23 protein-coding genes are annotated in these 23,957 nt (G+C 42.3%); 13 read left to right on the top strand and 10 right to left on the bottom strand.

Annotated features, from left to right (window positions below; all coding sequences use genetic code 11):
• Positions 1–197: 197 nt before the first annotated feature.
• The 12 genes from spt to AC59JT_RS06315 all read left to right on the top strand — a co-directional run bounded on the left by spt (position 198) and on the right by AC59JT_RS06315 (position 12,813).
• Positions 198–1,406, top strand: a complete 1,209-nt coding sequence (gene spt / locus AC59JT_RS06370) for a serine palmitoyltransferase (RefSeq protein ID WP_497396925.1) — start codon at positions 198–200, stop codon at positions 1,404–1,406.
• Positions 1,407–1,531: 125 nt separating this feature from the next.
• A complete protein-coding gene (locus AC59JT_RS06365; protein WP_497396923.1) occupies positions 1,532–2,650 on the top strand; it encodes a hypothetical protein in 1,119 nt (372 codons plus the stop codon).
• A complete protein-coding gene (locus AC59JT_RS06360; protein ID WP_497396921.1) occupies positions 2,647–3,627 on the top strand; it encodes an NAD-dependent epimerase/dehydratase family protein in 981 nt (326 codons plus the stop codon). Before AC59JT_RS06365 ends, AC59JT_RS06360 begins: the two co-directional genes overlap by 4 nt.
• A 59-nt stretch (positions 3,628–3,686) precedes the next feature.
• Complete coding sequence (locus AC59JT_RS06355; RefSeq protein ID WP_497396919.1) at positions 3,687–4,994, top strand: inositol-3-phosphate synthase; 1,308 nt, start codon at positions 3,687–3,689, stop codon at positions 4,992–4,994.
• Positions 4,995–5,016: 22 nt separating this feature from the next.
• Positions 5,017–5,472 (top strand): phosphatidylglycerophosphatase A family protein, encoded by a 456-nt coding sequence (locus tag AC59JT_RS06350; protein ID WP_497396917.1) that lies wholly within the window; start codon positions 5,017–5,019, stop codon positions 5,470–5,472.
• 227 nt (positions 5,473–5,699) lie between these two features.
• Entirely contained in the window at positions 5,700–8,249 is a 2,550-nt protein-coding gene (locus AC59JT_RS06345) for a DUF5686 and carboxypeptidase-like regulatory domain-containing protein (protein ID WP_497396915.1), read from the top strand.
• A 23-nt stretch (positions 8,250–8,272) separates the two neighbouring features.
• On the top strand, positions 8,273–9,007 hold the full coding sequence (locus AC59JT_RS06340; RefSeq protein ID WP_497396913.1) for a CDP-alcohol phosphatidyltransferase family protein: 735 nt from the start codon (positions 8,273–8,275) through the stop codon (positions 9,005–9,007).
• Positions 9,008–9,586 carry a DUF4833 domain-containing protein gene (locus tag AC59JT_RS06335; protein WP_497396911.1) on the top strand — a complete coding sequence of 193 codons (579 nt, stop codon included), beginning with the start codon at positions 9,008–9,010 and terminating at the stop codon, positions 9,584–9,586.
• Between the two features lie 8 nt (positions 9,587–9,594).
• Positions 9,595–10,212 carry a sterol desaturase family protein gene (locus AC59JT_RS06330; protein WP_497396909.1) on the top strand — a complete coding sequence of 206 codons (618 nt, stop codon included), beginning with the start codon at positions 9,595–9,597 and terminating at the stop codon, positions 10,210–10,212.
• 2 nt (positions 10,213–10,214) lie between these two features.
• Positions 10,215–11,150, top strand: a complete 936-nt coding sequence (locus AC59JT_RS06325) for a phosphatase PAP2 family protein (RefSeq protein WP_497396907.1) — start codon at positions 10,215–10,217, stop codon at positions 11,148–11,150.
• A gap of 185 nt (positions 11,151–11,335) precedes the next feature.
• Positions 11,336–12,133, top strand: coding sequence for a tetratricopeptide repeat protein (locus AC59JT_RS06320; protein WP_497396905.1), 798 nt, complete (start codon positions 11,336–11,338; stop codon positions 12,131–12,133).
• 128 nt (positions 12,134–12,261) lie between these two features.
• Positions 12,262–12,813 carry a CAP domain-containing protein gene (locus tag AC59JT_RS06315; RefSeq protein ID WP_497396903.1) on the top strand — a complete coding sequence of 184 codons (552 nt, stop codon included), beginning with the start codon at positions 12,262–12,264 and terminating at the stop codon, positions 12,811–12,813.
• Here AC59JT_RS06315 and AC59JT_RS06310 read toward each other — a convergent pair whose 3' ends face one another.
• The 10 genes from AC59JT_RS06310 to argS form a co-directional block, all read right to left on the bottom strand.
• Entirely contained in the window at positions 12,814–13,074 is a 261-nt protein-coding gene (locus AC59JT_RS06310; RefSeq protein WP_497396901.1) for a DUF1456 family protein, read from the bottom strand.
• Between the two features lie 6 nt (positions 13,075–13,080).
• On the bottom strand, positions 13,081–14,382 hold the full coding sequence (locus AC59JT_RS06305; RefSeq protein WP_497396899.1) for a DEAD/DEAH box helicase: 1,302 nt from the start codon (positions 14,380–14,382) through the stop codon (positions 13,081–13,083).
• 31 nt (positions 14,383–14,413) lie between these two features.
• Complete coding sequence (locus tag AC59JT_RS06300; protein WP_497396897.1) at positions 14,414–14,680, bottom strand: hypothetical protein; 267 nt, start codon at positions 14,678–14,680, stop codon at positions 14,414–14,416.
• Between the two features lie 39 nt (positions 14,681–14,719).
• Positions 14,720–15,397 (bottom strand): pseudouridine synthase, encoded by a 678-nt coding sequence (locus AC59JT_RS06295; RefSeq protein WP_497396895.1) that lies wholly within the window; start codon positions 15,395–15,397, stop codon positions 14,720–14,722.
• Positions 15,397–15,873, bottom strand: a complete 477-nt coding sequence (locus tag AC59JT_RS06290) for a pyrophosphohydrolase domain-containing protein (RefSeq protein WP_497396893.1) — start codon at positions 15,871–15,873, stop codon at positions 15,397–15,399. Before AC59JT_RS06290 ends, AC59JT_RS06295 begins: the two co-directional genes overlap by 1 nt.
• A gap of 74 nt (positions 15,874–15,947) precedes the next feature.
• Positions 15,948–16,184, bottom strand: a complete 237-nt coding sequence (locus AC59JT_RS06285) for a hypothetical protein (protein WP_497396891.1) — start codon at positions 16,182–16,184, stop codon at positions 15,948–15,950.
• 123 nt (positions 16,185–16,307) lie between these two features.
• Positions 16,308–18,461, bottom strand: coding sequence for a DUF5703 domain-containing protein (locus tag AC59JT_RS06280; protein WP_497396889.1), 2,154 nt, complete (start codon positions 18,459–18,461; stop codon positions 16,308–16,310).
• A gap of 120 nt (positions 18,462–18,581) precedes the next feature.
• Positions 18,582–19,358 carry a 3-keto-disaccharide hydrolase gene (locus tag AC59JT_RS06275; protein WP_497396887.1) on the bottom strand — a complete coding sequence of 259 codons (777 nt, stop codon included), beginning with the start codon at positions 19,356–19,358 and terminating at the stop codon, positions 18,582–18,584.
• 77 nt (positions 19,359–19,435) lie between these two features.
• The gene (locus AC59JT_RS06270) at positions 19,436–20,284 is read right to left on the bottom strand and encodes an SDR family oxidoreductase (protein WP_497396885.1); all 849 of its coding nucleotides are present in this window, start codon (positions 20,282–20,284) and stop codon (positions 19,436–19,438) included.
• A 241-nt stretch (positions 20,285–20,525) separates the two neighbouring features.
• Positions 20,526–22,289 (bottom strand): arginine--tRNA ligase, encoded by a 1,764-nt coding sequence (argS, locus tag AC59JT_RS06265; RefSeq protein ID WP_497396883.1) that lies wholly within the window; start codon positions 22,287–22,289, stop codon positions 20,526–20,528.
• A 203-nt stretch (positions 22,290–22,492) separates the two neighbouring features.
• Here argS and AC59JT_RS06260 point away from each other — a divergent pair, with 203 nt between their 5' ends.
• Positions 22,493–23,944, top strand: coding sequence for an arginine deiminase family protein (locus AC59JT_RS06260; RefSeq protein WP_497396881.1), 1,452 nt, complete (start codon positions 22,493–22,495; stop codon positions 23,942–23,944).
• Positions 23,945–23,957 lie beyond the last annotated feature (13 nt).

Below are 23,957 nucleotides of genomic sequence, written 5' to 3'. Positions count from 1 at the left end.
AGTCGGTTTTGTGTACTTTTTTAAAAAAAATGAAAAATAGTAGCCTCATATATTTAAAATTTTTAATTAATTTGCCGAGTGGGAATAGCAATGCACTTGACTATTAAAAGCGCGTTGTGAAAAAAAAATTACATACTACTTATAGGTTATAAGCATATTCGTGGTATTTTTACAAAAAATTAAAGCAGGGTTAATAAATGGTTAAAAAACTACATGAGAAGATTGCGCAGTTTAAAGATGCAGCAATGATCAGGGAGAAAGGCTTATATCCTTACTTTAGACCTATCGAGTCTGGACAAGACACCGAAGTTATTATAGATGGCAAGCGCGTGTTAATGTTTGGTTCAAACTCATACCTGGGTCTAACAAATCACCCAAAGATCAAAGAAGCATCAAAACTAGCTATCGACAAATATGGTACAGGATGCGCGGGGTCGAGATTTTTGAATGGTACACTTGATATACACGTTGAATTAGAAAAAAGACTTGCTGCATACGTAGATAAAGAAGACGCTGTATTATTCAGCACCGGTTTCCAGGTTAACCTGGGCGTATTATCATGCGTATCGGGCCGTAATGATTATTTGATATTAGACGAATATGATCACGCTTCTATCATTGATGGCAGCCGCTTATCATTTTCGAAAGTTATAAAATACGGCCACAACAACATGGCCGACCTGGAGCGTAAATTAGCTATGCTGCCAGAAGAAGCTGTTAAAGTTATTGCTGTTGACGGTATTTTCAGCATGGAAGGTGATATTGTTAAATTACCTGAAATTGTTGAGTTAGCCGATAAATATGGCGCAAATATTTTAGTTGATGACGCCCACAGTTTAGGTGTTATTGGCGATAAAGGTGCAGGTACCGCTTCGCATTTTGGTTTAACCAAAGATGTGGATCTTATCATGGGTACCTTCAGTAAATCATTCGCTTCATTAGGTGGTTTCATCGCTGCCGATCATGAAACTATTGATTACATGAAACACCGTGCACGTTCACTGATGTTTAGTGCAAGTATGACCCCGGGCGCAGTTGCCAGCGTTATAGCTGCTTTAGATATTATTGAATCTGAACCAGAGCGTATCCAAAAACTTTGGGATAATACCAACTACGCGATGAAGCTTTTATTGGAAGAAGGTTTTGACCTTGGCCCAACTGAAAGCCCTATCCTGCCTATCTACGTACGCGATAATGATAAAACCTTCCTGGTTACCCAACACTTGCAATCAGCTGGTGTGTTTGTTAACCCGGTGGTATCTCCTGCCGTACCGTCAGACTCATCTTTACTACGTTTCTCATTAATGGCTACACACACCTTCGAGCAAATTGAAGAAGCTGTTGAAAAGATCACCCGCGCCTTTAAAGACGTTGGCGTTCCGCTGGGCGTGAAAGAGAAAATATAACAAGAACTTTACCATGTGCGGCTACTAAAAATAGCCGCACATTTTGTATAAGCACCTGCTTAATACTACCTTTAACGGCTATTACTGTCATTATAAACTAACACATCTACTTCATCAGCACCCAAATGAAAAAGATAATTCCGGTTAATTCAAAAAGCGAGCTTGGAGCGTTTATTGATTTTCCACACGAACTTTACAAAGACGATCCGTACTACGTACCCGAACTTTTTATCGCGCAGCGCGATCTGTTAACCAAACACCCTTTTCATAAACACAATAAGGTACAGCCTTTTTTAATTTATGAGGACGATAAGATCATCGGTCGTATAGCCGCTATCCTGAACAATGCGCACAACGAATATAATAAAGTAAACGATGGTTTCTTCGGCTTTTTTGATTGTATAAACGACCAGGAAACCGCCAACCTACTTTTCAAAGTAGCGGCAGACTGGCTGAAAGATAAAGGCGTTACCGAACGCTTCCTGGGCCCGGTTAACTTTTCAACCAACGAGCCTTGCGGTTTGCTGATCAAAGGTTTTGACAGTTCGCCGGTATTGATGCAAACGTATAACTTCCCCTACTACGCCGATCTGATTGACAAGGCTGGCTTTGAAAAGGATGTTGACCTGATAGCCTGGCATTGGGATGGTAATAACTACGATGATAAGTCTGTTCGTTTGTTAGATGCGCTGCAAGGCCGCCTGCAACGCAATAACATCATCATCCGCAAGGTAAACCTGAAAAACTTTAAGGAAGAAACCAAAAAGCTGCGTGAGGTATACAATTCGGCCTGGGATCAGAACACCGGCTTTGTGCCTTTAACTGATGAGGAGTTTGATTACCTGGCCAACGACCTGAAACTGATCCTTGATCCTGATTTCGCTTTAGTTGCCGAGCAGGATGGTAAGATTGTAGCATTTGGTTTAGCCTTATTAAACTACAACGAGATATTTAAAACCATTAAAAAAGGACGTTTACTGCCTACCGGTATTTTCAAATTATTGTTTGGTAAAAAGAATATCCAAAGCCTGCGCATTTATGCATTAGGTGTGGTTGACGGTTATCGTAAAATGGGTATTGAGGCTGTGCTTTACGGCACCATCATTAAAAACTACACTGCCAAAGGTTTAAAATGGGCCGAGGCCGGTTGGACTTTGGAAAACAACACCATGATAAACGAAGCCATTAAGGCTATAAAAGGCGATCCGTACAAAACATATCGCATGTACAAAAAGCAGATATGAAAGAAAAGGTTTTAATAACCGGTGCAAGCGGATTTGTTGGGTATCATTTAATAAACGAGGCGTTACAAAACAATCTTGAAGTTTATGCCGCGGTGCGGAAAAACAGCAAGGTGGAGCATTTGAAAGATCTCGACGTACAGTACGTATACCCGGATTACACCAATGCCGACGGTTTAAAAGCTGAACTTGCCGAAAAGAAATACGATTATATTATCCACGGCGCAGGCGTTACCCGCGCACGTTCTGTTGAGGAATATAATACCATTAATGCTGATTATACTTACAACCTGGCACAGGCAGCTGTTGCCACCGGAGTTAAAAAGTTTGTGCTGATAAGCAGTCTGGCGGGTATTGGCCCACTAAACGAATTACAAGGCATTATAACCGAAGAGACAAAACCACACCCGGTGACAGCCTACGGCGAAAGCAAAATACTGGCGGAAGAAAAGCTAAAAACTGTTGAAGGTTTAAACTTCACTATACTACGCCCTACGGCGGTTTACGGCCCGCGCGATACTGGGATCTTTGTTTTCTTTCAACAACTAACCAAAGGCATTGAGCCCTACATTGGTCGCATTGAGCAAAAGCTAAGCTTTATTTATGTGGTCGATCTGGCTAAAGCCGCCATATTAGCCCTGCATAAGGGCGATGGTAAAGCTTACAATATATCCGATGATAGCTTTTACGACCGTTATGAACTGGGCCGTTTAACCAAAAGCGTTTTGAATGTAAAACCGTTCAAAATTCATTTGGCTGTAAACTTTGTAAAATTGATTGCTACCATAGCCGAAAAAATAAGTTCTTTGAGAAACGAAGCGCCTATTTTGAACCGCGAAAAACTTAATGAGCTTAGTGCTGTTAACTGGAATTGCAGCATTGAGGCTGCAAAGAAGGATCTTGGTTTTAAACCGCAGTATAATTTACAATCAGGCGTAGCCGAAACTTTAAAATGGTACAAAACCAATAAATGGCTTTAACCATCATCTAACCGAACCATATTAATTTACAAATAACCAATAACAATTTACAAACATCAATGAAAAACAACATCAAACCCGCTGAAGGAAAGCTGGGAATTTTGATACCGGGCCTGGGTGCTGTAGCTACTACCCTTATTGCCGGTGTTGAAGCTGTACGGAAAGGAATTTCACAACCAATTGGTTCCGTGTCGCAAATGGCTACTATCCGTTTAGGAAAACGTACTGAGAACCGTCGTCCTAAAATTAAAGATTTTGTACCCCTGGCTAGTTTAAACGATGTAGTATTTGGTGGATGGGATGTATACTCGGACAATGTATACGATGCCGCCATTAATGCTGCCGTTTTAGAAACATCGTTATTAAACCAAATTAAACCCGAGTTGGAAGCTATTCAGCCTATGAAGGCTGCTTTCGACCAAAACTACGCGAAAAACCTGGTTGCTACTCACGTAAAAACCGGTACCCGCTATGAGTTGGCTCAACAGGTAATTGAGGATATCCAAAACTTCAAAGCAACTAACGGTTGCGATCGTATCGTATTAGTATGGTGCGGATCTACCGAGATCTACTACGAACCATCAGACGTGCACAGCACTTTAGCTAAGTTTGAAGAAGGTTTAAAAAACGACGACAAGCTGATATCGCCAAGTATGATCTACGCTTACGCGGCTTTAAAACAAGGTATTCCGTTTGCTAACGGCGCGCCAAACTTAACAGTTGATATCCCGGCCCTGATCGAATTAGCTCGTTTAACCCAGACTCCTATCGCCGGTAAAGATTTCAAAACTGGTCAAACTTTAATGAAAACCATCCTGGCTCCCGGCCTGGCTGCACGTTCATTAGGTGTTAGAGGCTGGTTCTCTGACAACATCCTGGGTAACCGTGATGGTATGGTATTGGATGATCCGGATAACTTTAAAACCAAAGAAGTTTCAAAACTGGGTGTACTGGAAGATATCTTCAAACCGGAAGACAATCCAGAATTGTACGGCGATATTTACCACAAGATCCGCATCAACTACTATCCGCCACACGGCGATAACAAAGAAAGCTGGGACAACATTGACATTTTTGGCTGGTTAGGCTACAAAATGCAGATCAAGATCAACTTCCTTTGCCGCGACTCGATCCTGGCTGCCCCCATCGCGTTAGACTTAGCTCTGTTTTGCGACCTGGCTAAACGTGCCGGCATGCATGGTGTGCAGGAATGGTTATCATTCTACTTAAAATCGCCGCAAACAGCGCCGGGCTTACATGCTGAGAACGATATCTTCAAACAGTTAATAAAATTGGAGAACACCTTACGCCACATGATGGGCGAAGACCTGATAACGCACTTAGGTTTAGATTATTACGAAGAATAATAAATACAATAGAAAATAACACATGCTGTTTTTTCACAAATTGGCTGCTACTGTTTTCGGCATCGGTTACGTAGGTAAAGGTGGTGGTACGGTGGCAGCCATTTTTGCCTGTATATGCTGGTATTTTATCTTCCCGGCAGGCTTTCAGGCAATTCCGGCCATAATTTTAACCCTTATCGTCACCTTCCTTGGCGTTTGGAACGGCAACGTAGTTGAACCTTATTGGGGTAAAGACCACAGCCGCGTGGTTATTGACGAGGTTGCAGGCCAGTTCATCACCCTCCTATTTGTCCCTATATCTGTAAAGTACCTAATTGTTGGTTTGATCCTTTTCCGTTTTTTTGATATTGTCAAGCCTTTAGGCATTCGTAAAATGGAAGCCCTGCCAGGTGGTTGGGGTGTAATGTTTGATGATGTTTTGGCGGGAGTATATGCCAGTGTAACATTTCAGGCCTTACTATGGTCTAAGTTGCTTTAATGCCCTTTCGCGGTAGAAAATTAGCACTATTTAGAGTCGGTAAAAACTATTATTTGACTTTTTGACCACAGAAGTCTGTAGAGATTTTTTCTATCTTTGTACCCTGAAATCAAACTGGTTGGTGTGCTAAACGTGAGGCATTTAAACTGTTCACTACCTTATTGATTTAAAGATAAGGCAAATTAGCATAAAAACGCGATACAACAAGTTTGTATTTAACAAAGTAAATGGATCTAAAAAAACTTTTCAGAAGCTTATCAATAATAGCTTTCTTATTAATTAACACTTCGTTGGTGTTTGCACAAGCCACTGTGGTAACAGGTACGGTTACTGATGCAAAAACCAAAGAAACTTTGCCATTTGTAACGGTATCGTTTAACGGCACCAACATAGGCGGCCCTACCAGCGCCGACGGCAGATTTTCTATAAGTGCCAATAAACCTTACACTCAAATTAAAGCAACCTTTTTAGGTTACAAGGAAGTAATACTTAATATTGAACCGGGCAAAGCGCAGGTGGTTAATATTAAAATGACTGAAACCAACGATCAGTTGGATGAAGTGGAGATTAAAGGCGGTAAAAAAGTGCGTTACCGCAATCGCGATAACCCGGCCGTAGCATTGATCCAAAAAGTTATTGATAATAAAGAGAAGAACCGCCCACAAGCCTATAACTATGTAGAGTGGAAGGAATATGATAAGCTGCAGTTTGCGCTAAGCAATGTATCAATGACCCTGAGCGACAAGAAGTTCTTCCGTAAATATAAATTCTTATTAGATAACCGCGATAGCACTACCGTGCCGGGCAAATCATTATTACCATTTTACCTGGACGAAAAGTTGTCGCAATACTATTTCCGTAAAAACCCGGAGAAAGAACGCACTGTGTTGTTAGGCCAAAAAGGTGTTGACTTTGGCAGCGCGGTGGATAGCGATGGCTTTGGCGATTACATTAAGAATATGTATGCTAAGGTTGATATTTATGATGCGGATATCTTCCTGATCACTAAAAACTTTTTGAGCCCTATTGCAGGTACAGCACCATCATTTTACAAATTCTTTATTACAGATACCGTTACTACCGAAACTGGTCGTAAACTGGTTGAATTAAGCTTTACCCCACGTAATACCGAGGATATTATGTTTGAGGGAAAAATATACGTAACTATCGATAGCACCTACGCCGTACAAAAAGTTAAATTGGGTATTAATAAAAACATCAACGTTAACTTTTTAAGTTCGATGAATGTTAACCAGGATTTTGAACAAAACCCTGATGGTCGTTACCACTTAAGCAAAAGCACTACCCTGGCCGAGTTTAAAACCGGCAAAAACAGGAAGAGCGGTTTCTTTGGTATACGTACTATAACTTATAAAAACTACCTGCTTAACCAGCCTCGCCCGGATACTACTTATACCAACGTACCGGCCGAAGAGATCTCGGAAGAAGTTAAAAACAGACCGGATTCGTTCTGGGCAGAGAATCGTTTGGATACGCTGAGTCTTGCTGAATCAAAAGTTTACACCAACATTGACAGTTTAACCAAAATGCCATCGTTTAAACGTACGGTTGATATTGCTACGCTTTTACTGGCAGGTTATAAGGATTTTGGCAAATTTGAGGTTGGCCCGGCGAATACATTCTACAGCTTTAACCCGGTTGAGGGTTTAAAACTGCGTTTGGGTGGCCGTACTACCCCGGCCTTAAGCAAACGCTACTATTTTGAAACGTACGGCGCTTATGGTTTCACCGACCAAAAATGGAAATATTTCTTCAGCGCTACTTACTCGCTGAACAATAAATCAATCTACAAATTCCCGCAGCAATACATTCGCGCCAGCTTTAACCGCGATACCAAAATACCGGGTGCTAACTTACAGTTTGTACAACAGGACAACTTCCTGCTATCATTCAAGCGTGGTAAAAACGATAAGTATCTATACAATGACTTGTATCGCTTTGATTACGTATTGGAACAGGAAAATCACCTGTCGTACGGTTTTACGTTTAAAAAATTAACTCAAACGCCTGCAGGTTCGTTATACTATCAAAACAATACCGGTCGTATAGATGATCTGACAACCAGCGAGGCTACTTTCAGCTTCCGCTACGCGCCTAACGAGAAGTTTTATCAAGGTAAGATCTATCGTATCCCTATCCCGGGCAAGTACCCTATTTTTGCTATTGATTACCAGTTGGGTTTAAAAAATCTGTTTGGCGGCCAGTACAACTATCATAACCTGCATGCCCGTGTAGATAAACGCTTTAATCTATCGCAGCTAGGTTTTGCTGATACCTTTATTGAAGGTAGCTGGATGTTAAGCCAGGTGCCATATCCATTGCTGAATATATTTAGAGCTAACCAGTCATATAACTATGACTTGTACTCGTATAACTTAATGAACTTTTTAGAGTTTGTGAGTGATAAGAGCGTAAGCGTAAACGTGGATCAGCACTTCCAGGGTTTCTTCTTTAACAAAATACCTTTGTTAAAGAAATTAAAACTGCGTGAGGTTGCTTCATTTAAAGCTATTTACGGTACGGTTACTGATAAAAACAATCCTAGTCTGCATCCAAATTTGTTCCAGTACCCGGTAACAGAAACCGGCGCGCCAATTACTTATGCTATTGGTAACACGCCTTATATGGAAGCAAGTGTGGGTATCGAAAACATTTTTAAGTTTATTCGTATTGATATGGTGAAACGTTTTAACTACCTGGATCACCCGGATGTGTCGGAGTACGGCATACGCGCCAGGGTTAAATTCGATTTTTAACATAAAACAACATTTTCACAACAATGGCACAAGACACATCATTACGCACAAGCCTACAGTTAGGTATCTACAAGGTCATAGACCCCTTTGTTAAGCTTTTAATTAAGCTGGGACTTACACCTAATGCCGTTACTACTATTGGCTTTGTACTTAATGCCGGTGTTGCCGTTGTATTTATTAAAGGAGCCGAAGAAGGCAACCGTGGCGACCTTACCTATGTTGGATGGGCAGGCGGATTAATACTTTTTGCAGGTTTGTTTGATATGCTTGACGGGCAGGTGGCACGTTTAGGCAACATGAAATCAACCTTTGGAGCGCTATACGATTCTGTGTTGGATAGGTATAGCGAGTTGGTGATGTTTTTCGGTATTTGCTATTACCTGGTTGGTCACCACTATTTCCTGAGTTCGATATTCGCGTTTTTTGCGCTGATAGGCTCCATGATGGTAAGCTACGTACGCGCCCGCGCCGAAGGTTTGGGTGTAGAGTGTAAAGGTGGCCTGATGCAACGCCCTGAGCGCGTGGTAACCATTGGTTTGTGCGCCATGATATGCGGTGTAAGCTCATTATACATCGGCGGTAACTATAAATTATTTATACCAGGCCTGAAGTTCCATGTGTTTGAAACCATGTCTATCTTCACTATACCAATTACCCTACTTGCCGTTCTAACCAATATAACTGCCTTTAACCGTTTAAAAGAAGCCAAAAAAGGCATCGAAAAAATGGAGCAGGAAAAGAATAATTCTACTCTATAAATGAAGTTACTTTTTACCATATTATTATCTCTACTTTATACTTTTTCATCTGCGGCAAACAAACCACAATCGGCAGTTAAGCTATCAGCTATAGCGGTTGCTGATGATGATGAAAAACAGCCTACCCCTGCTGATAATATTAGCCGTTTATTTTATGTACAACGCACGGCTAACACTAATACCATTATTTACGAGCTTAACGACGACAAAAACGGCAAGCTAACCGACGACGAAAACCCGATACATGTTTACTGGATACGTTATGCCGAAAAAGGCCAGAAAGAAGAACTGACTTATATACAGCGCAAATTCGCCTACGGCCTGGTCACCAAAAAACTGGCGAATGATCAGTACGATGTAAGATTTGTGTCATACAAAAAATTTCCGCTGTTGCTTAACAAGGGTACCGATGGAAAATATCGTATCTTAGCCACAGTAGACCAAAAGCAAATCATTCTTAATCGTATATTTGTAAAAATTGTAGGCGGCTCCTTTTGGCTCCCAAATGTAGTGTACGTGGAACTGAAGGGTGTGGACCAAGCAACAGGCAAGGAAATAGTACATCGTTTTAAGCCCTGATTAATATCATGAAGAAAAAGTATATATCAAATTCGCAGGAATCAGTAAGAATGTTTAAGAGCGACCTTTTAGAGGTGCTTTCAAAAGTTCATTACCTGGTACCTGTTTATATTTTTGTACCGGTTATTTTAGTTTGCTCGTACTTTGCTTATGACAAAAGCTTAGGCATATTAAACTATATCGGCTTATTTTTCGCAGGCCTGTTTGTATGGACTCTGGTAGAATACATTATGCATCGCTTTGTTTTCCACTACGTGCCTAAAAACAAAATTGGCTTAAGGTTACACTTCATATTTCATGGTGTACACCATGATTACCCGAGTGATGCCAAACGTTTGGTGTTACCGCCTTCAATGAGCATACCGCTGGCTACAGGTTTTTATTTCCTTTTCAATGCTATATTACCACCTAACTATGTGTTCGGTTTCTTCCCGGGCTTTATATTAGGTTACTTGTTTTATGATATATCGCACTATGCCATACATCACTTTAACTTTAAAGGTAATCTCTGGAAAAAAATAAAACAGCACCACATGCTGCACCACTACCAGGATCCTGATAAAGGTTATGGCGTTAGCTCACCATTGTGGGACAAAATTTTCCGTTCAGATTTTATTAAAAAGTAAGAATGGATGGTGCTGTTAATCCGGGGCAAGCAGTTAATGTACGATCTATATTAACCGTTTCGCTTCTCTCGATAGCGTATTTATTACTTTCTTCGTGGGTAGTTGGCTTTAAATCAGATCAGGTAGTACTGCTGGTTATATTCAACATATGCTTTTACGCGTCTGCCATCACCCGTAAGTTTATACTTGGCTTCTCGGTTTTCATCGTGTATTGGATAATCTTTGATTACATGAAGGCTATACCCAACTACACCATCAGCCAAATCCATATGGCAGATCTGTATAACCACGAGAAAAGCATTTTCGGGATAAACCATAACGGCAACATATTAACACCTAATGAATACTGGAAGATCAATTCAACACATGCATTAGATATTATTGGCGGCCTTTTTTATTTATGCTGGATACCTGTACCGCTGGGTTTCGCAGCGTTTTTGTTTTTCAGGAACCGCCGCCAGTTTCTTGGCTTCGCCATTACTTTTTTTGTGGTGAACCTATTGGGTTTTGTAGTTTATTACACCTACCCTGCCGCACCACCGTGGTATATACAGGAGCATGGTTTTAACTTCATCCCCGGCACACCGGGCAATACCGGTGGTCTGGCTCGTTTCGATCAGTATTTTCATATCACCCTCTTCAAATCTATTTACGAAAAAGGTTCGAACGTATTTGCAGCCATGCCTTCGTTGCATTCGGCTTACCCTATCATTGTGCTGTATTACGGCTTAAAAAACAAGCTGGGTTATGCTAATATCATCTTAGGTACCGTTATGGTTGGTATATGGCTAACTGCTATTTACACCAGTCATCATTACGTACTTGATGTATTGGCGGGCATCATTTGCGCTATTGCCGGCATCTCTCTGTTTAACTACCTCGCTACCAACAAAGTAATTAACCGTTGGTTAAACAAATACACTCAATTAATAAGCTAAATGTAAGTTTATATTAACTGTACTATTTTGTATACTGTTATATAAATTTTTATTCTACATTTATGCCTCCGTTTTCATCAAAATCGGTGAACCTTAGCATTTTAGCGGCATCTGTGTTTTATTTATTACACAGGCACGCTATTTGATTTACAGGTAATGTACCGCCAATAGCGTGTGTGTTTTATATGAAGAAACTTATTACCTTTTTAAGCATAATACTTTGCACTTCGCAATCATTCGCGGCTGCGGTTGATTCTACTATTGTAGTAAAATCGCCGGCTATAACATCTCTGCCGAATAATATTGATTCTCTAAAAAAACTACTCACCAACCAAATAGATAATGATACTTTCAGGACTGCGATCTTTGCCAACCTGGCTACGCAGTACATGAAATATGATAGTGTGAAAACCAAGCGCGGCAAATACATTTATCAAACCAACGCGCTTAACTATATTTACCTGGCACTTCATGGTTATTCACGTATTGAGGATACCGTTGGCTTACGTACTTGCTTTGATAACCTGGCTAAGGTTTATCGCTCGCAAAAAAATTACCCGCAGGCCAAATGGTTCATCTTGCAGTCTAATAACCTATCGCGCATAAAAAAAGACATTCCCAATATATTAACCTCGCTGATCGAACTGGCTTCTATCAAAATGGAGATCAAAGACTACAGCCTGGCTATGCAGGACCTTAATGAGGCTTTAAAACTATCTACCGACAATCATTTACCGAGAGTTGAAGCTGATGTACAGGAAAAATATGCTTTGTTGTACAGTCACCTAAAAGACCATAAACGCGAAGCCATTGCTTTAAAACGTAGCAACGATATTGAAGATAGTATAGCAACTGCCGAAAAAGCCGCGCTAACCGCAAAAATCGCTTCGCAGGACTCTGTGATAACTAAAAAAAAACTGAATACTCCGCCAGTCAAAAAAGCTACAAAGACTACCTATTCCAAAAAGATAGCCTCGTTATAATACTCACCGTCGCTTTAGCGTTAGTAAGCCTGATACTCATTATTGTATTATTAAAAAGACGGAGGAGACGCCGCAAAGCCCGTGCATCGCACTTTAAACCACGGGAGTAGCAGGCAGTCAAACACGATATGAAGCAGTTGATATTAGCATTTGTTTTTATTGGACTATTTACACCGGCAACCAACAGCCAGGATAACGGCACAGCCAGGTTTAAAAAAGAATTTCTAGACCGCATAAACCGTGTACGATCTATGGGTTGTAAATGCGGCACCACCAAAATGGCACCTGCCCCACCCCTGGTTTGGAACGAGCGATTGGAGGAAGCTGCCTACGGCCACGCTAAAGACATGGCGAAAAAAGAATATTTTGCGCATGAAAGTAAAGACGGTCGCAAAATAAAGGACAGAATATTTGCCGTTGGCTACGACAACAAAGGCTTTAAAAGTTACGAGATAGGCGAAAACATAGCCATGGGCCAGGAAAGCATTGCTGAAGTTAGCGATGGCTGGTTTAAAAGCGAATATCACTGCAAAAACCTGATGAACCCCGGTTTCCGCGAAATTGGTGTGGCCATGTACAACAAATACTGGGTGCAGGATTTCGGCGGTCGCGAAGAGTTTTCACCCGAAATACAGAAACTCATTAAAAGTGGCAAATATCGCCTGGTACCGCAGCAATAATTATTTGGTCTGATCGGGATTTTTAGGCTGTTGAGGTTTTGGCGGCCTCGGACCGCGCTGATGAATGATCAATCCGTTTAAAAAATTGCGTAGTATCTGGTCGCCGCATGGTTTAAAATTAGGATGATCTTCATTACGGAAGATAGCTCCTAGCTCTGTTTTAGTGATACGGAAGTTAGCCAGTTCTAATACCTTAACTATGTCGTCATCGGTAAATTTCATCGCTACACGTAGCTTCTTCATTATATCGTTATTGCTCATAATCGTTTATGCTGATATTTCGATCTTAACTTTTTGATTCTTTATTTTTTCGCCTTTTAGTTTTTTCACTAATTGCTCAATGCGATTACGTTTTACGGCAGCGTAAGCTGTTTTGTCCAACACTTCTATCAAGCCTAGTTCCTCTTTCTCTAAACCGCCTTTTTTGATTAATAAGCCAACAATATCCACTTTGTTTACCTTATCTTTTTTACCGGCCGCAATATAAAGCGTAGCCCATGGGCTCGGCTTGGGCAAAGGTAAATCCTGGGGTATGTCTTCAATTTCCGGTTGCTGCGTGAGGTATTTAATTTCATCGCCGGGAGATAATAAAAGATATGACGTACCCTTAGCGTGCATACGAGCCGTGCGGCCATTACGATGCACAAAAGCTTCCTGTGTGGTAGGTAATTGGTAATGTATCACGTATTCAATTTCGGGTATGTCCAGCCCGCGGGAAGCGAGATCTGTTGTGATCAATAAATTATGACTACCGTTTCTGAATTTGATCAGCGCTCGTTCCCTATCCTCCTGCTCCATACCACCATGAAAAACATCGTGTGTTAAACCCATGTTCCAAAGCGTATCGCTTATCCGGTCAACCGCCTCCCGATGATTACAAAATACCAGTGTAGCTTTGTTGCCAATTTTGCTTACCAGGGCCAGCAAGGCTTCCAGGCGGTCTGCAGGTTCGGCTATTATGGCTTTAAGCTTCAGATCGGGCGTGGCAACTTTACTATCGAGATAATTAAGTTGTACCGCATCTTTCACACCGGTAAAAGCGGGTATACTATCCATCCGCGTAGCGGAAGTTAAGATACGGCGGCCCAAATGCTCCAGCTGCCTGATGATAGCTGACATGTCATCCTGGAAACCAAATTCTAATGCTTTATCAAACTCATCAAGCACCAGGGTGTTTATAGCTTCGGCACTAAAATTTTCTTGCCTCAAATGATGCGATATGCGCCCCGGTGTGCCCACCAAAACAGCAGGCGGTTGTAGCAGGTTGTTCTTTTCAATTTTGGTAGAATGGCCGCCATAGCAACAATTTATTTTAAACCCGGTACCCATAGCTTTAAAAACCTGCTCTATCTGTAAAGCCAGCTCGCGCGATGGTACCATAATCAGGGTTTGCACCAATCGGATATCCGGATCAAGCTGTTGCAAAACGGGTAGCAAAAACGCCAGCGTTTTACCCGAGCCAGTTGGCGATAATATCACCATATCGCGCTTAGCATCAGCAGCAAGTGCCGCATTTTGCATGGCATTTAATGCAGCTATTTTAAGGTTACCAAGCGCTTTTTCAATCATTACAGGGTGGTTTCAAACTCCCGCAAAGATACTACATAATGCGCTTTGATTGGTCTTGTATATATTCGGCTATCAGCGCGGCCTCCTCCAGGGTCAGATCGCCGGTGCCGGTATATTGCCACTCCTGCAGCTGGTCGTCAAATTCAATATCGCCCATACCAACCTCGCCCTCGGTTAACCTAAAAACGCCGGTTATATAAATATCGCCTCCGGGTATACTTTGATTTAAAGGGGTTATGGTAATAGTGTGCAACTGGTCGTCGTCGCGTATCAGCTCGTAATCTAAGGTATCTGTCATATAATCAATACAATGCTACAAATATCTTTGTTTGTAAAACTACCAGCCCATAAGTTGTAAAACTGATTGGAACTGCGGATGAACGCTTGCTTCGATAATTACCTTTTCATTGGTAACAGGATGCTTAAACTCAAGGCTTGCTGCATGCAGCAACATGGTGATCATCTCCCATTTTTCTTTAAACAACTTATTCTGCTTATTGCAGCCGTGAGTGCGGTCGCCAATTATGGGATGAAAAATATGGCTCATATGCTTTCTTATTTGATGCATACGGCCTGTGGTTGGTTTAACTTCAACTAATGAGTAACGGGATGTTTCGTGCTTACCGAACGGAACTTCCAGTTCAGCGCGCTTTAATGTTGTGTATGCTGTAAATGCTTCCTGTAACGTACCGTTCTCTTTTCTTAAGGCATAGTCTATCTCGCCTGTATCGGGCGTGTGGCCACGTACGATGGCTAAATAGGTTTTGTGTACTTTGTCTTCCATAAACTGCTTTTGCATGGCTACCTCAGTTTCCTTGTCAAAAGCGAAAAGTAACACGCCGGCAGTTTTTCTATCAATACGATGGGCAGGGTTTACCTTTAAACCTAACTGGTCGCGCAGCAGTTGCAATGCGAAAACTTCGACATCGGCAGCGATGGAGGAACGGTGCACTAAAAGATCGTGCGGCTTGTTGATAGCCACAAGATATTCGTCGCGATAAATTATCTCTAACATTAAGCTAAACCCAATATCGGGGTCAGGTCGGCAGGCGAATAGTTAATAGATTTTAGCGTTTTATCGTCAGGTGTGCGATATACCAGGTATAAACCGTCAATCTCTTTAAAATACGACTCGACGTTGCCATTTAGCTTGTAGTGGACGATGGTTTCTTCGGCCTCTTCAACGGTTTTGCAGGCTTTACTCATGTTTGAGCGATGCACCTCATCAAACAGATCTTTGAACTTCTCGGCTAAACCAAATTCCAATACGGCACCTGACAATACATATTGCAGGTCGCAAAGCGCATCGGCAATTTCAACCAAGTTCTTATCGTCAATAGCCTGTTGTAACTCTTTCAACTCTTCGGCCAGCAACTCAACACGCAATTTACAGCGTTCGGCCGACGGTATAACTGGTTCAGTTAAAATAGGGTGTTTAAATGTACTATGAAACTCGGCTACCTGGCTTAAGGATTTTAGATCTTTGATCATGACAAAAAATACTGGATTGATGCAATACAGTTGCTAAGTTATAAATAACCCGGCGCTTGTCAATAAACTAAAAACTAATTTACAGGTGTATAAGTAGCACCTCTTTTATAGGCAACGTTGTCTGCAGCTTTAAGCGTAAAATATTTCTTTTTAGCGTCAACCAATGTCAATACAGAATACCCTTTTTTCCAAACGCCTACATAGGCAATTTTAAAAGGTTGCGTATACCGGCTCAAATCGGTTGTTGTTACCTCCTTGGGTGACGAACAGGCCATAAAAAAGATGGAAAAAATAAGGGGTATTTTTTTCACTCTAAAATTATTATTGTATCAGTACATAAATCAGTATCTAAATATAATAATTATAATCTCTGAAAAACAATAATTTACAAAACTAACCGTTGCTTTATTCCTGATAAGAATAATATAATAATATTATTTTGACATATCGATAATATCCGCTTTGCGCGATGCTGGTATCACTACCACATCACTTAATTTTCCATTGATCACTTTTCCTTGTACGGTGGTTTTAAAAGGCGCGTGCAATTTAAATTCCACATCACCCCATTCTTTGGGCCAGGCAGGAAGGAGCATAATTTTTTTGCCGTCAACCTGCATCAGCATTTGTTGTAAACCATTTTCGCCGTTACCACCATTATCCTCATCGGGGGCATAATCATGCCCCGTAGCCCAAAACGCCGGGAATTTAAGTTCGGGAGCTTTACGGGTAAGCGCATAGGTGGTATAGTCTTTAGCAATATCGCTAAGGCCTAACATAGCCGCCTGTATAGGGTGTTGGTTCCAGCAGCCTTTCTCTTTAAAAAGTCGGACGTTAAACGTGTTAATGTTCATTTCCAACCCAGGCTTGCCCAAACCAAACAGGCGGAAAGGATAAATAGCATACAATTCGGGATTTTCTGAGTTTCTACCTTTGGCGGTTTGCTCACCGGTGTAAGGTAATAGTACCTTTTTACCGTTTTTCTCGCCTACCGGTAATTCCGGCAATTCGGCTATAAAGCGCTTCCAAACCGCACGTTGTTTGGCACCAGCCAAATCATCCGGCAGGTTAACCAGGCGTGCTGTGACTGCACGTAAACCTGCAATATCAGGCGCCGGGTTGCGCACTTTCCAATATTGCTCAATGGAGTTATCCGGGTCGAGTAATAATTTGCCTTGCGCATCCCTGCTAAAGTGTTTATCAAAAAACTCAATACCGGCGTTTATCATTGGCATCATGGTTTGCTTCGCAAATTTTTTGTCGCCGGTATATTCGTAATAGTCAAGCATCATCATGCTTAGTTCCAGTATGGGTGTAAAATAGTGACCTGTCCAGTCTTCTTTTACCTCGGGTCCCCAATACTTTAAGCCGCCCCAAAAAGGTGTGGTTTCTGCAAAATAGGATCCTCCGTGCTTGTAGTACTTTTGAACCTGTGCTGCATTTTCTTTGAGGATGCGGCTATACATATTGAACAGCGGCAACATCATATCATGGTCGCCGGCTGCTAAGCGAGGCCAGTACATTGGCCTGGTGTTTTGAAACCAGTATTGCCCACCCCATTCGCGGAAATCGGCATCAATTTTTGTTCCTTCGGGATTGTTTTTTGAAGGTTTATACTTTGCGTTATCTACAACGAAGATGGAACCGTTAAATTTAATAGGATAGGCTCCCCTTCCAGCGCAAGCGGTAACATAACGTTGTAAAATATAACCTTGATTGGCTTGTGTTGTGGCCTCGTCGCCCTTAATAAATATCCAGCTCCTGTTCCAGAACTTATCCCACCACTGACGATGTTTGGTACGCGATATCTCCAAATTTATAGCGTCATTAACCTGTGATTGCTTACTCATCTGCGCCAGCCATTGTACAGATGTTTGTCCGTTGGTTGTTAAGGGATATACAGACACAACCTGGTCTGTAACCGCCTTGCGCGAAATTAACGTGGTATCATCCTTACTCACCATATTCGCGCCTTTTATAACAGCGCCGAAGCTTACGCTATCCAGATATTTACCCGAACCCGGCGCGTTTTGATGATACCAGGTAATACGGCTTGATTGATTGGTGACTATATAATCGCCCTTACCTATCCGCCAGTTGTGCAAAGTAACTTTTACATCTACAGGTTTGGCACTATGCGTTTCTACGCGGATAATGGGGTTATTAGCATCCACCCAAATGCGGTGTTGTACGTTGCCTTGCTTAACAATGATCTCGCTGTTATGAAGCTTTAAAACCTGTGTAAACGGCGTACCGGTAGTTATTTGGTTTGGTGTAACCGATAAGCGCACTTTCCCTAATTTCATCAATACGCCGCCGTCTTTTATCCAACCGTTCTTTTCGTTAGGCTGAGCCGCGCCCCAGGCATCGGTTTTACTGATGAAGAACAGCAGATCGCCATTAGGCTCCGTCCATACATTAAGGCCTATATCGCCATTGCCTGTAGGCATTGATTGTGCCGATGTTGGCCCGGGTTCGTTCCAGCTCACATCATAGGCGTCTAACTTAGTATTTACTACTTTGCTTTGGCAAAAGCCGTTCAGGCCCACTGCGGCCAGCGCTAGTATAAGTATTGATCTGCGGATCATCGGGTTGATTTTTTAGGTGATTGGTTGAAACGAATTTACAATTTCAATCGATTGCAAACAAGGGCAAAAAATAAGGGATATAAAATATTTATATCCCTTATCTGTATTGGTAGGTATTGATTATAATTCTCTTACCCAAATATTACGGAAGCTCAAAGGCTCGCTCTTATCGCCATGCGATTGCAGTTTAATTGGCGCTGCACCAAACTTGGCATTTTTGTATGATGCCTTACCGATATACTGTGTAGGACCTTCCAGGATAGCGTTGTTTTGAACAACCACACCGTTGTAAATTACCGTAACACGTGCCGGGGTTTTAACTGACGCATCGTCATTAAAAGTTGGCGCGGTCCAAATTACATCATAAACTTGCCATTCGCCGGGTTTGCGCGCCGGGTTTACCAGTGGGATAAATTGCTTATAGATACTGCCTGCCTGACCGTTTACGTAGGTTTTGTTATCATACGAATCTAAAACCTGCAATTCGTAACCGGCATCGCCTTTACCAATTGAGGCCAGGAATACACCGCTGTTACCACGCGCCTGACCAGTACCGGTAATATTTGCAGGCACTTGCCACTCAATATGTAATTGATAGTTAGTGAAAGCTTTTACAGTTTCGATATTGCCTGAAGACTTGTTTACGGTCATCACACCATTGGCAACTGTCCATTTGGCGGGTGTGCCGCGCTCGTTGGTCATTGTCCACTGATCAAGGTTTTTACCATCAAACAAAACAATAGCATCTGAGGGGGCTTCGCCTGCTGCTTTGCCCGGAGTTACCACTTTAGGTACAGGTTCGTAAAATTCAGTATCTTCCGGTTTTGGGCGGTTTTGCGCATTGGCTGTAAACGCCACGGCCAGCATAGCTGTAAAAAGTAAGGTCTGTTTTTTCATTATTTTGATACAAATTGGATAGCAAACATAATGAAAAAGAAATGTATTCAAACTTCCTATCCTATCATTTACATTATCTAGCCATTAACCACTTCGCCACCATTTACATGGATAACCTGACCCGTAATAAATGAAGCATCATCACTAGCCAGGAACACATAGGCAGGCCCAAGTTCTGAAGGCTGCCCTGCACGCTTCATGGCTGTCTGCTGACCAAATTCCTTGATCTTATCCTCATCAAAGGTTGATACAATGAGTGGCGTCCAAACCGGACCGGGGGCTACGGCATTTACACGTATGCCCTTATTAGTTAAATTAGTGGCCAGCGAACGGGTGAATGAAGTAATAGCTCCCTTGGTTGATGAGTAATCTATTAAGTGAGGAGACGAGCGATAAGCCGTTACCGATGTGGTATTGATAATACTATCTCCCTCATGCATGAAACTTAAAGCAGCTTCGGCGAAGTAGAAATAAGCGAAGATGTTGGTTTTAAAGGTTTCCTGTAATTGCTTGTCGTCTATCTCCTTAGGATTGGTTTCGGGCAATTGCATACCGGCGTTGTTTACCAGTATGTTGAGCTTACCCAGCTCGTCAACCATCTTCTTAACCGTCTTACGGCAAAAGTCGGGCTTCTTCACATCACCTTTAAATAACAGGCATTTGCGGCCTAATTTCTGAACGATCGCTTGTGTTTCCTTAGCGTCTACGTCCTCATCCAGGTAAACAATACCAATATCGGCACCTTCGCGGGCAAAGTGCACGCTTACTGCTCGTCCGATACCACTATCGCCACCGGTAATAAGCGCTACTTTACCCATGAGCTTGCCCGATGCTTTGTAGGTGGGTTTGATATACTCGGGCCTTGGATCCATTTTGGCCTCGATTCCGGGTTGTTTGTTTTGTTTTTTAGGTGTTTTGGTAGCCATTGTTTTATGGGTTGATGTAGTTTACAACCAATGGCTTTAAGGGAATGTTTTGCAGAATTGAAAACAGGGTGCGCCACTTTAAAAGTGGCGCAGGTGGCGCACCCATTTTTCACAAGTATTTCATTATCAGTTTTTTATGCAAAAAAGCGGCGCAAAGCGGCACACCTTCTAAAAAACACAACAACTTACTAATCAACCACTTAATTAAAATCAAAATTTACTGTCAGAAAAAGTGGCGCACTTACATCCGTTCAGGCACTTCAATACCCAACAAAGCCATCCCCCGCTTGATCACTTTAGCGGCACCTGCAGACAGCTGCAATCTAAATTGCTTAGCAACTTCATCATCAGCCTGCAAAATAGAATGCTCGTGATAGAATTTATTGTATGCCTTAGCCACTTCGTAAACATAATTAGCCACAAGGCCCGGGTTATGACCGGTAGCGGCACTTACAATGGTCTCCGGGAATTTGGTCAGTGTAAGTATCAGGTCACGCTCTTCCGCCGCTAATTGGGTTGGTGCTTCGGCAGAGCCAGTAGTAGTAGCACGGGTTAACACCGAACGGATCCGCGCATGCGTATACTGAATAAACGGACCAGTATGCCCTTGAAAGTCTACCGATTCATTAGGATCAAACAACAATCTTTTCTTAGGGTCAACCTTCAACAGGAAGTATTTAAGTGCACCCATACCAATGGTGTGGTATAATTGCTGTTTTTCTTCTTCGCTGAAATCGGCAATCTTGCCCAACTCTTCGGTAACCTGTTTGGCAGTGCTTTCCATTTCGCCCATTAAATCATCGGCATCAACCACCGTACCCTCGCGCGATTTCATTTTGCCGGATGGCAGATCGACCATGCCGTACGATAGGTGGTACAAACCTTTGGCCCATGATTTACCCAGCTTTTGCAGTATCAAAAACAGCACTTTAAAGTGATAATCCTGCTCGTTGCCCACTACGTAGATTGATTCATCCATGCCGTAGTCGTCATACTTCAGCTGCGCTGTACCCATATCTTGGGTAATATAAACCGACGTACCATCGGCACGTAATACCAGTTTTTGATCAAGGCCATCCTCGGTCAGGTCTATCCAAACCGAGCCGTCTTCTTTTTTAAAGAAAACACCGCTGGCAAGGCCTTCGTCAACAATATCTTTACCTAACAGGTAGGTGTTTGATTCGTAGTAAAATTTATCAAACGCCACACCCAGCTTTTTATAGGTATCGCCAAAGCCGGCGTATACCCAGCCATTCATCGTCTCCCAAAGACTGATCACTTCGGCATCGCCTCGTTCCCATTTAAGCAGCATTTCCTGTGCTTCCTTTATCAGCGGCGCGTTCTTTTTAGCTTCTTCTTCGGTTTGGCCTGCGGCTTTAAGCTCGTCTATTTGTTTTTTGTATTCTTTATCAAAAACCACGTAATATTTACCTACCAGGTGGTCGCCCTTCATGCCTGTTGATTCGGGCGTTTCGCCATTACCAAACTTTTGCCAGGCCAGCATTGATTTGCAGATATGGATACCCCTGTCATTAACCAAATTGGTTTTGATTACCTCGTAACCTGCCGCGCCCAAAATCTCGGCTACCGAAAAACCTAACAGGTTATTACGCACGTGGCCCAGGTGGAGGGGCTTGTTGGTGTTGGGCGATGAATACTCAACCATCACCTTTTTACCATTTGGCTTTGCTATCGCGAAATCATCGGCAGCGATGTTGTTATACAATTGATCTATCCAATAAGCGTCGGTTATAGAAATGTTAAGAAAACCTTTGATCACGTTAAAGTCGCTTACCTCGGCCAGGTTAGCTTTCAGGTATTCGCCTATTTCGGCACCGGTTTGCTCGGGCCCTTTGCGCGAGAATTTGGTAAACGGGAAGGTAACAATAGTAACCTGGCCCTCAAACTCCTTGCGGGTATCCTGCAGGCTTACCGCATCAGCGGCTATATCTGTATCATATAATTCTTTAACTGCCTTAAGGGTGCTCTCAACAATAAAATTCATGCGGCAAAATTAATAAAATTGTCGAGATACCTCTCCCTAAATCCCTCTCCAAAGGAGAGGGACTTTTACCTGTAGTTGGTGAGTTGCCGCCACGTACCAATCAAATGACGAATGACCATCCCCAAAATCAAAATCTCTTAACAATTGTTTAATATTACATTGCCAGGCATTCAATAGTTTTGCAAATTGCTTTGACAGTTTATATGACAGCAGCTAAAACAGATTTTAAGATAGACGTAAGTTCGGAAATTGGCACCCTGCGTGCTTTGTTAATTCATAGTCCGGATAGCGGGCTTGGTCGCGTAGTGCCTTCTAAGGCGCAGGATTGGTTATTTGAGGACATTGTGCACCTGGATACCATGCGCAAAAACGAGTACGACTATTACATAAAACTGCTGCTGTACTTTTTAGATCCGGACAAAATAAAAGGCCGTTTAAAAGAGATTGATGCTAAAGAGAACAAGCGCAATTTTTATAAGCCGGATCATGCGGATTTTTACGCGTCGGACAAGGTTATCGAGATACAAACTTTACTGGCGGATATTTTGGCGCAGCCGGATATCTGTAAAAAGCTGGTGGCTTCAGTTTGCGCTATAGAGGGTTGCAGCTATCGCTTACAGCAAAAACTGATGGATACCTCGCCGGTTGAACTGGCTAAGATATTTATATCAGGATCGTTGGATAACAACGAGATGATATTTGCGCCTATCCCCAATTTGATCTTTTCACGCGATATCGGCATCGCCATAAACAACCATATCTTATTAAACAAGCCGGCAAAAAAGGCCCGTTCTCGTGAAACTTTGCTGGCGCGATATGTATTTTTTAACCACCCGCTGTTTGCCGCTTATAAAGACAATATTTTAGAGATACCCGATACCGTACAGCACTTTTTACGCCCCGGCGATGATGTGGAAGAAAAAACCACGCTTGAAGGTGGTGACGTGATGATGGTTAGTCCGCAGCATTTAATTATTGGCTGTAGCGAGCGTACATCGCCTACCGGCGCTAACGAGGCGGTGAAATTGTTGTTCGCCAATAAAGTGGTAAAGAAAATAACGGTGATCAAAATCCCCCATAAGCGAGATTACATGCACATTGACACCGTGTTTACCCAGGTGAAGAGCAATATGTGGGTGCTACTGCGGTCGCTGTTTAATGCTCCGCCGCCACCTGAGGAGACCGAACCTATAGCCTGGTTTACAGATAAGAAACAAAAAGACAAGGACCGTACAGACATCATCCAATTTGAGCGTGGCAAAAGCCCAAAAACATTTAAACGTATGGAAGACCTGCTAACCGACATCAGTACCAATGAGTTGAAAAGCAAGGAAAAAACCAGGTTTGTTTACTCCGGCAACGACAAATTCCCATACGATTCCCGCGAACAGTGGACCGACTCCTGCAACCTGCTGGCCCTTAAAGACGGTGTGGTATTGGGTTATGATCGTAACGAAAAAACCATAGCCGCATTTAAAAAACACGGTTTTATGGTGATCAAAGTGAAAGACATCCTCAAAAAATTTGAGAGCAACGAGCTTAGTCCTGAAACTTTAACCGACACTTTAATATTGATGCCTTCGGCAGAGCTATCACGCGCACGCGGTGGTTTCCACTGTATGAGCATGCCTTTGCGCAGAGACAAAATAGCTTAAAACAAAAATTATT

The sequence above is a fragment of the Mucilaginibacter sp. A3364 genome, assembly GCF_059690715.1.
Note: the sequence above shows the minus strand (reverse complement) of the source record. Positions and strands in the feature narration are given on the sequence as shown.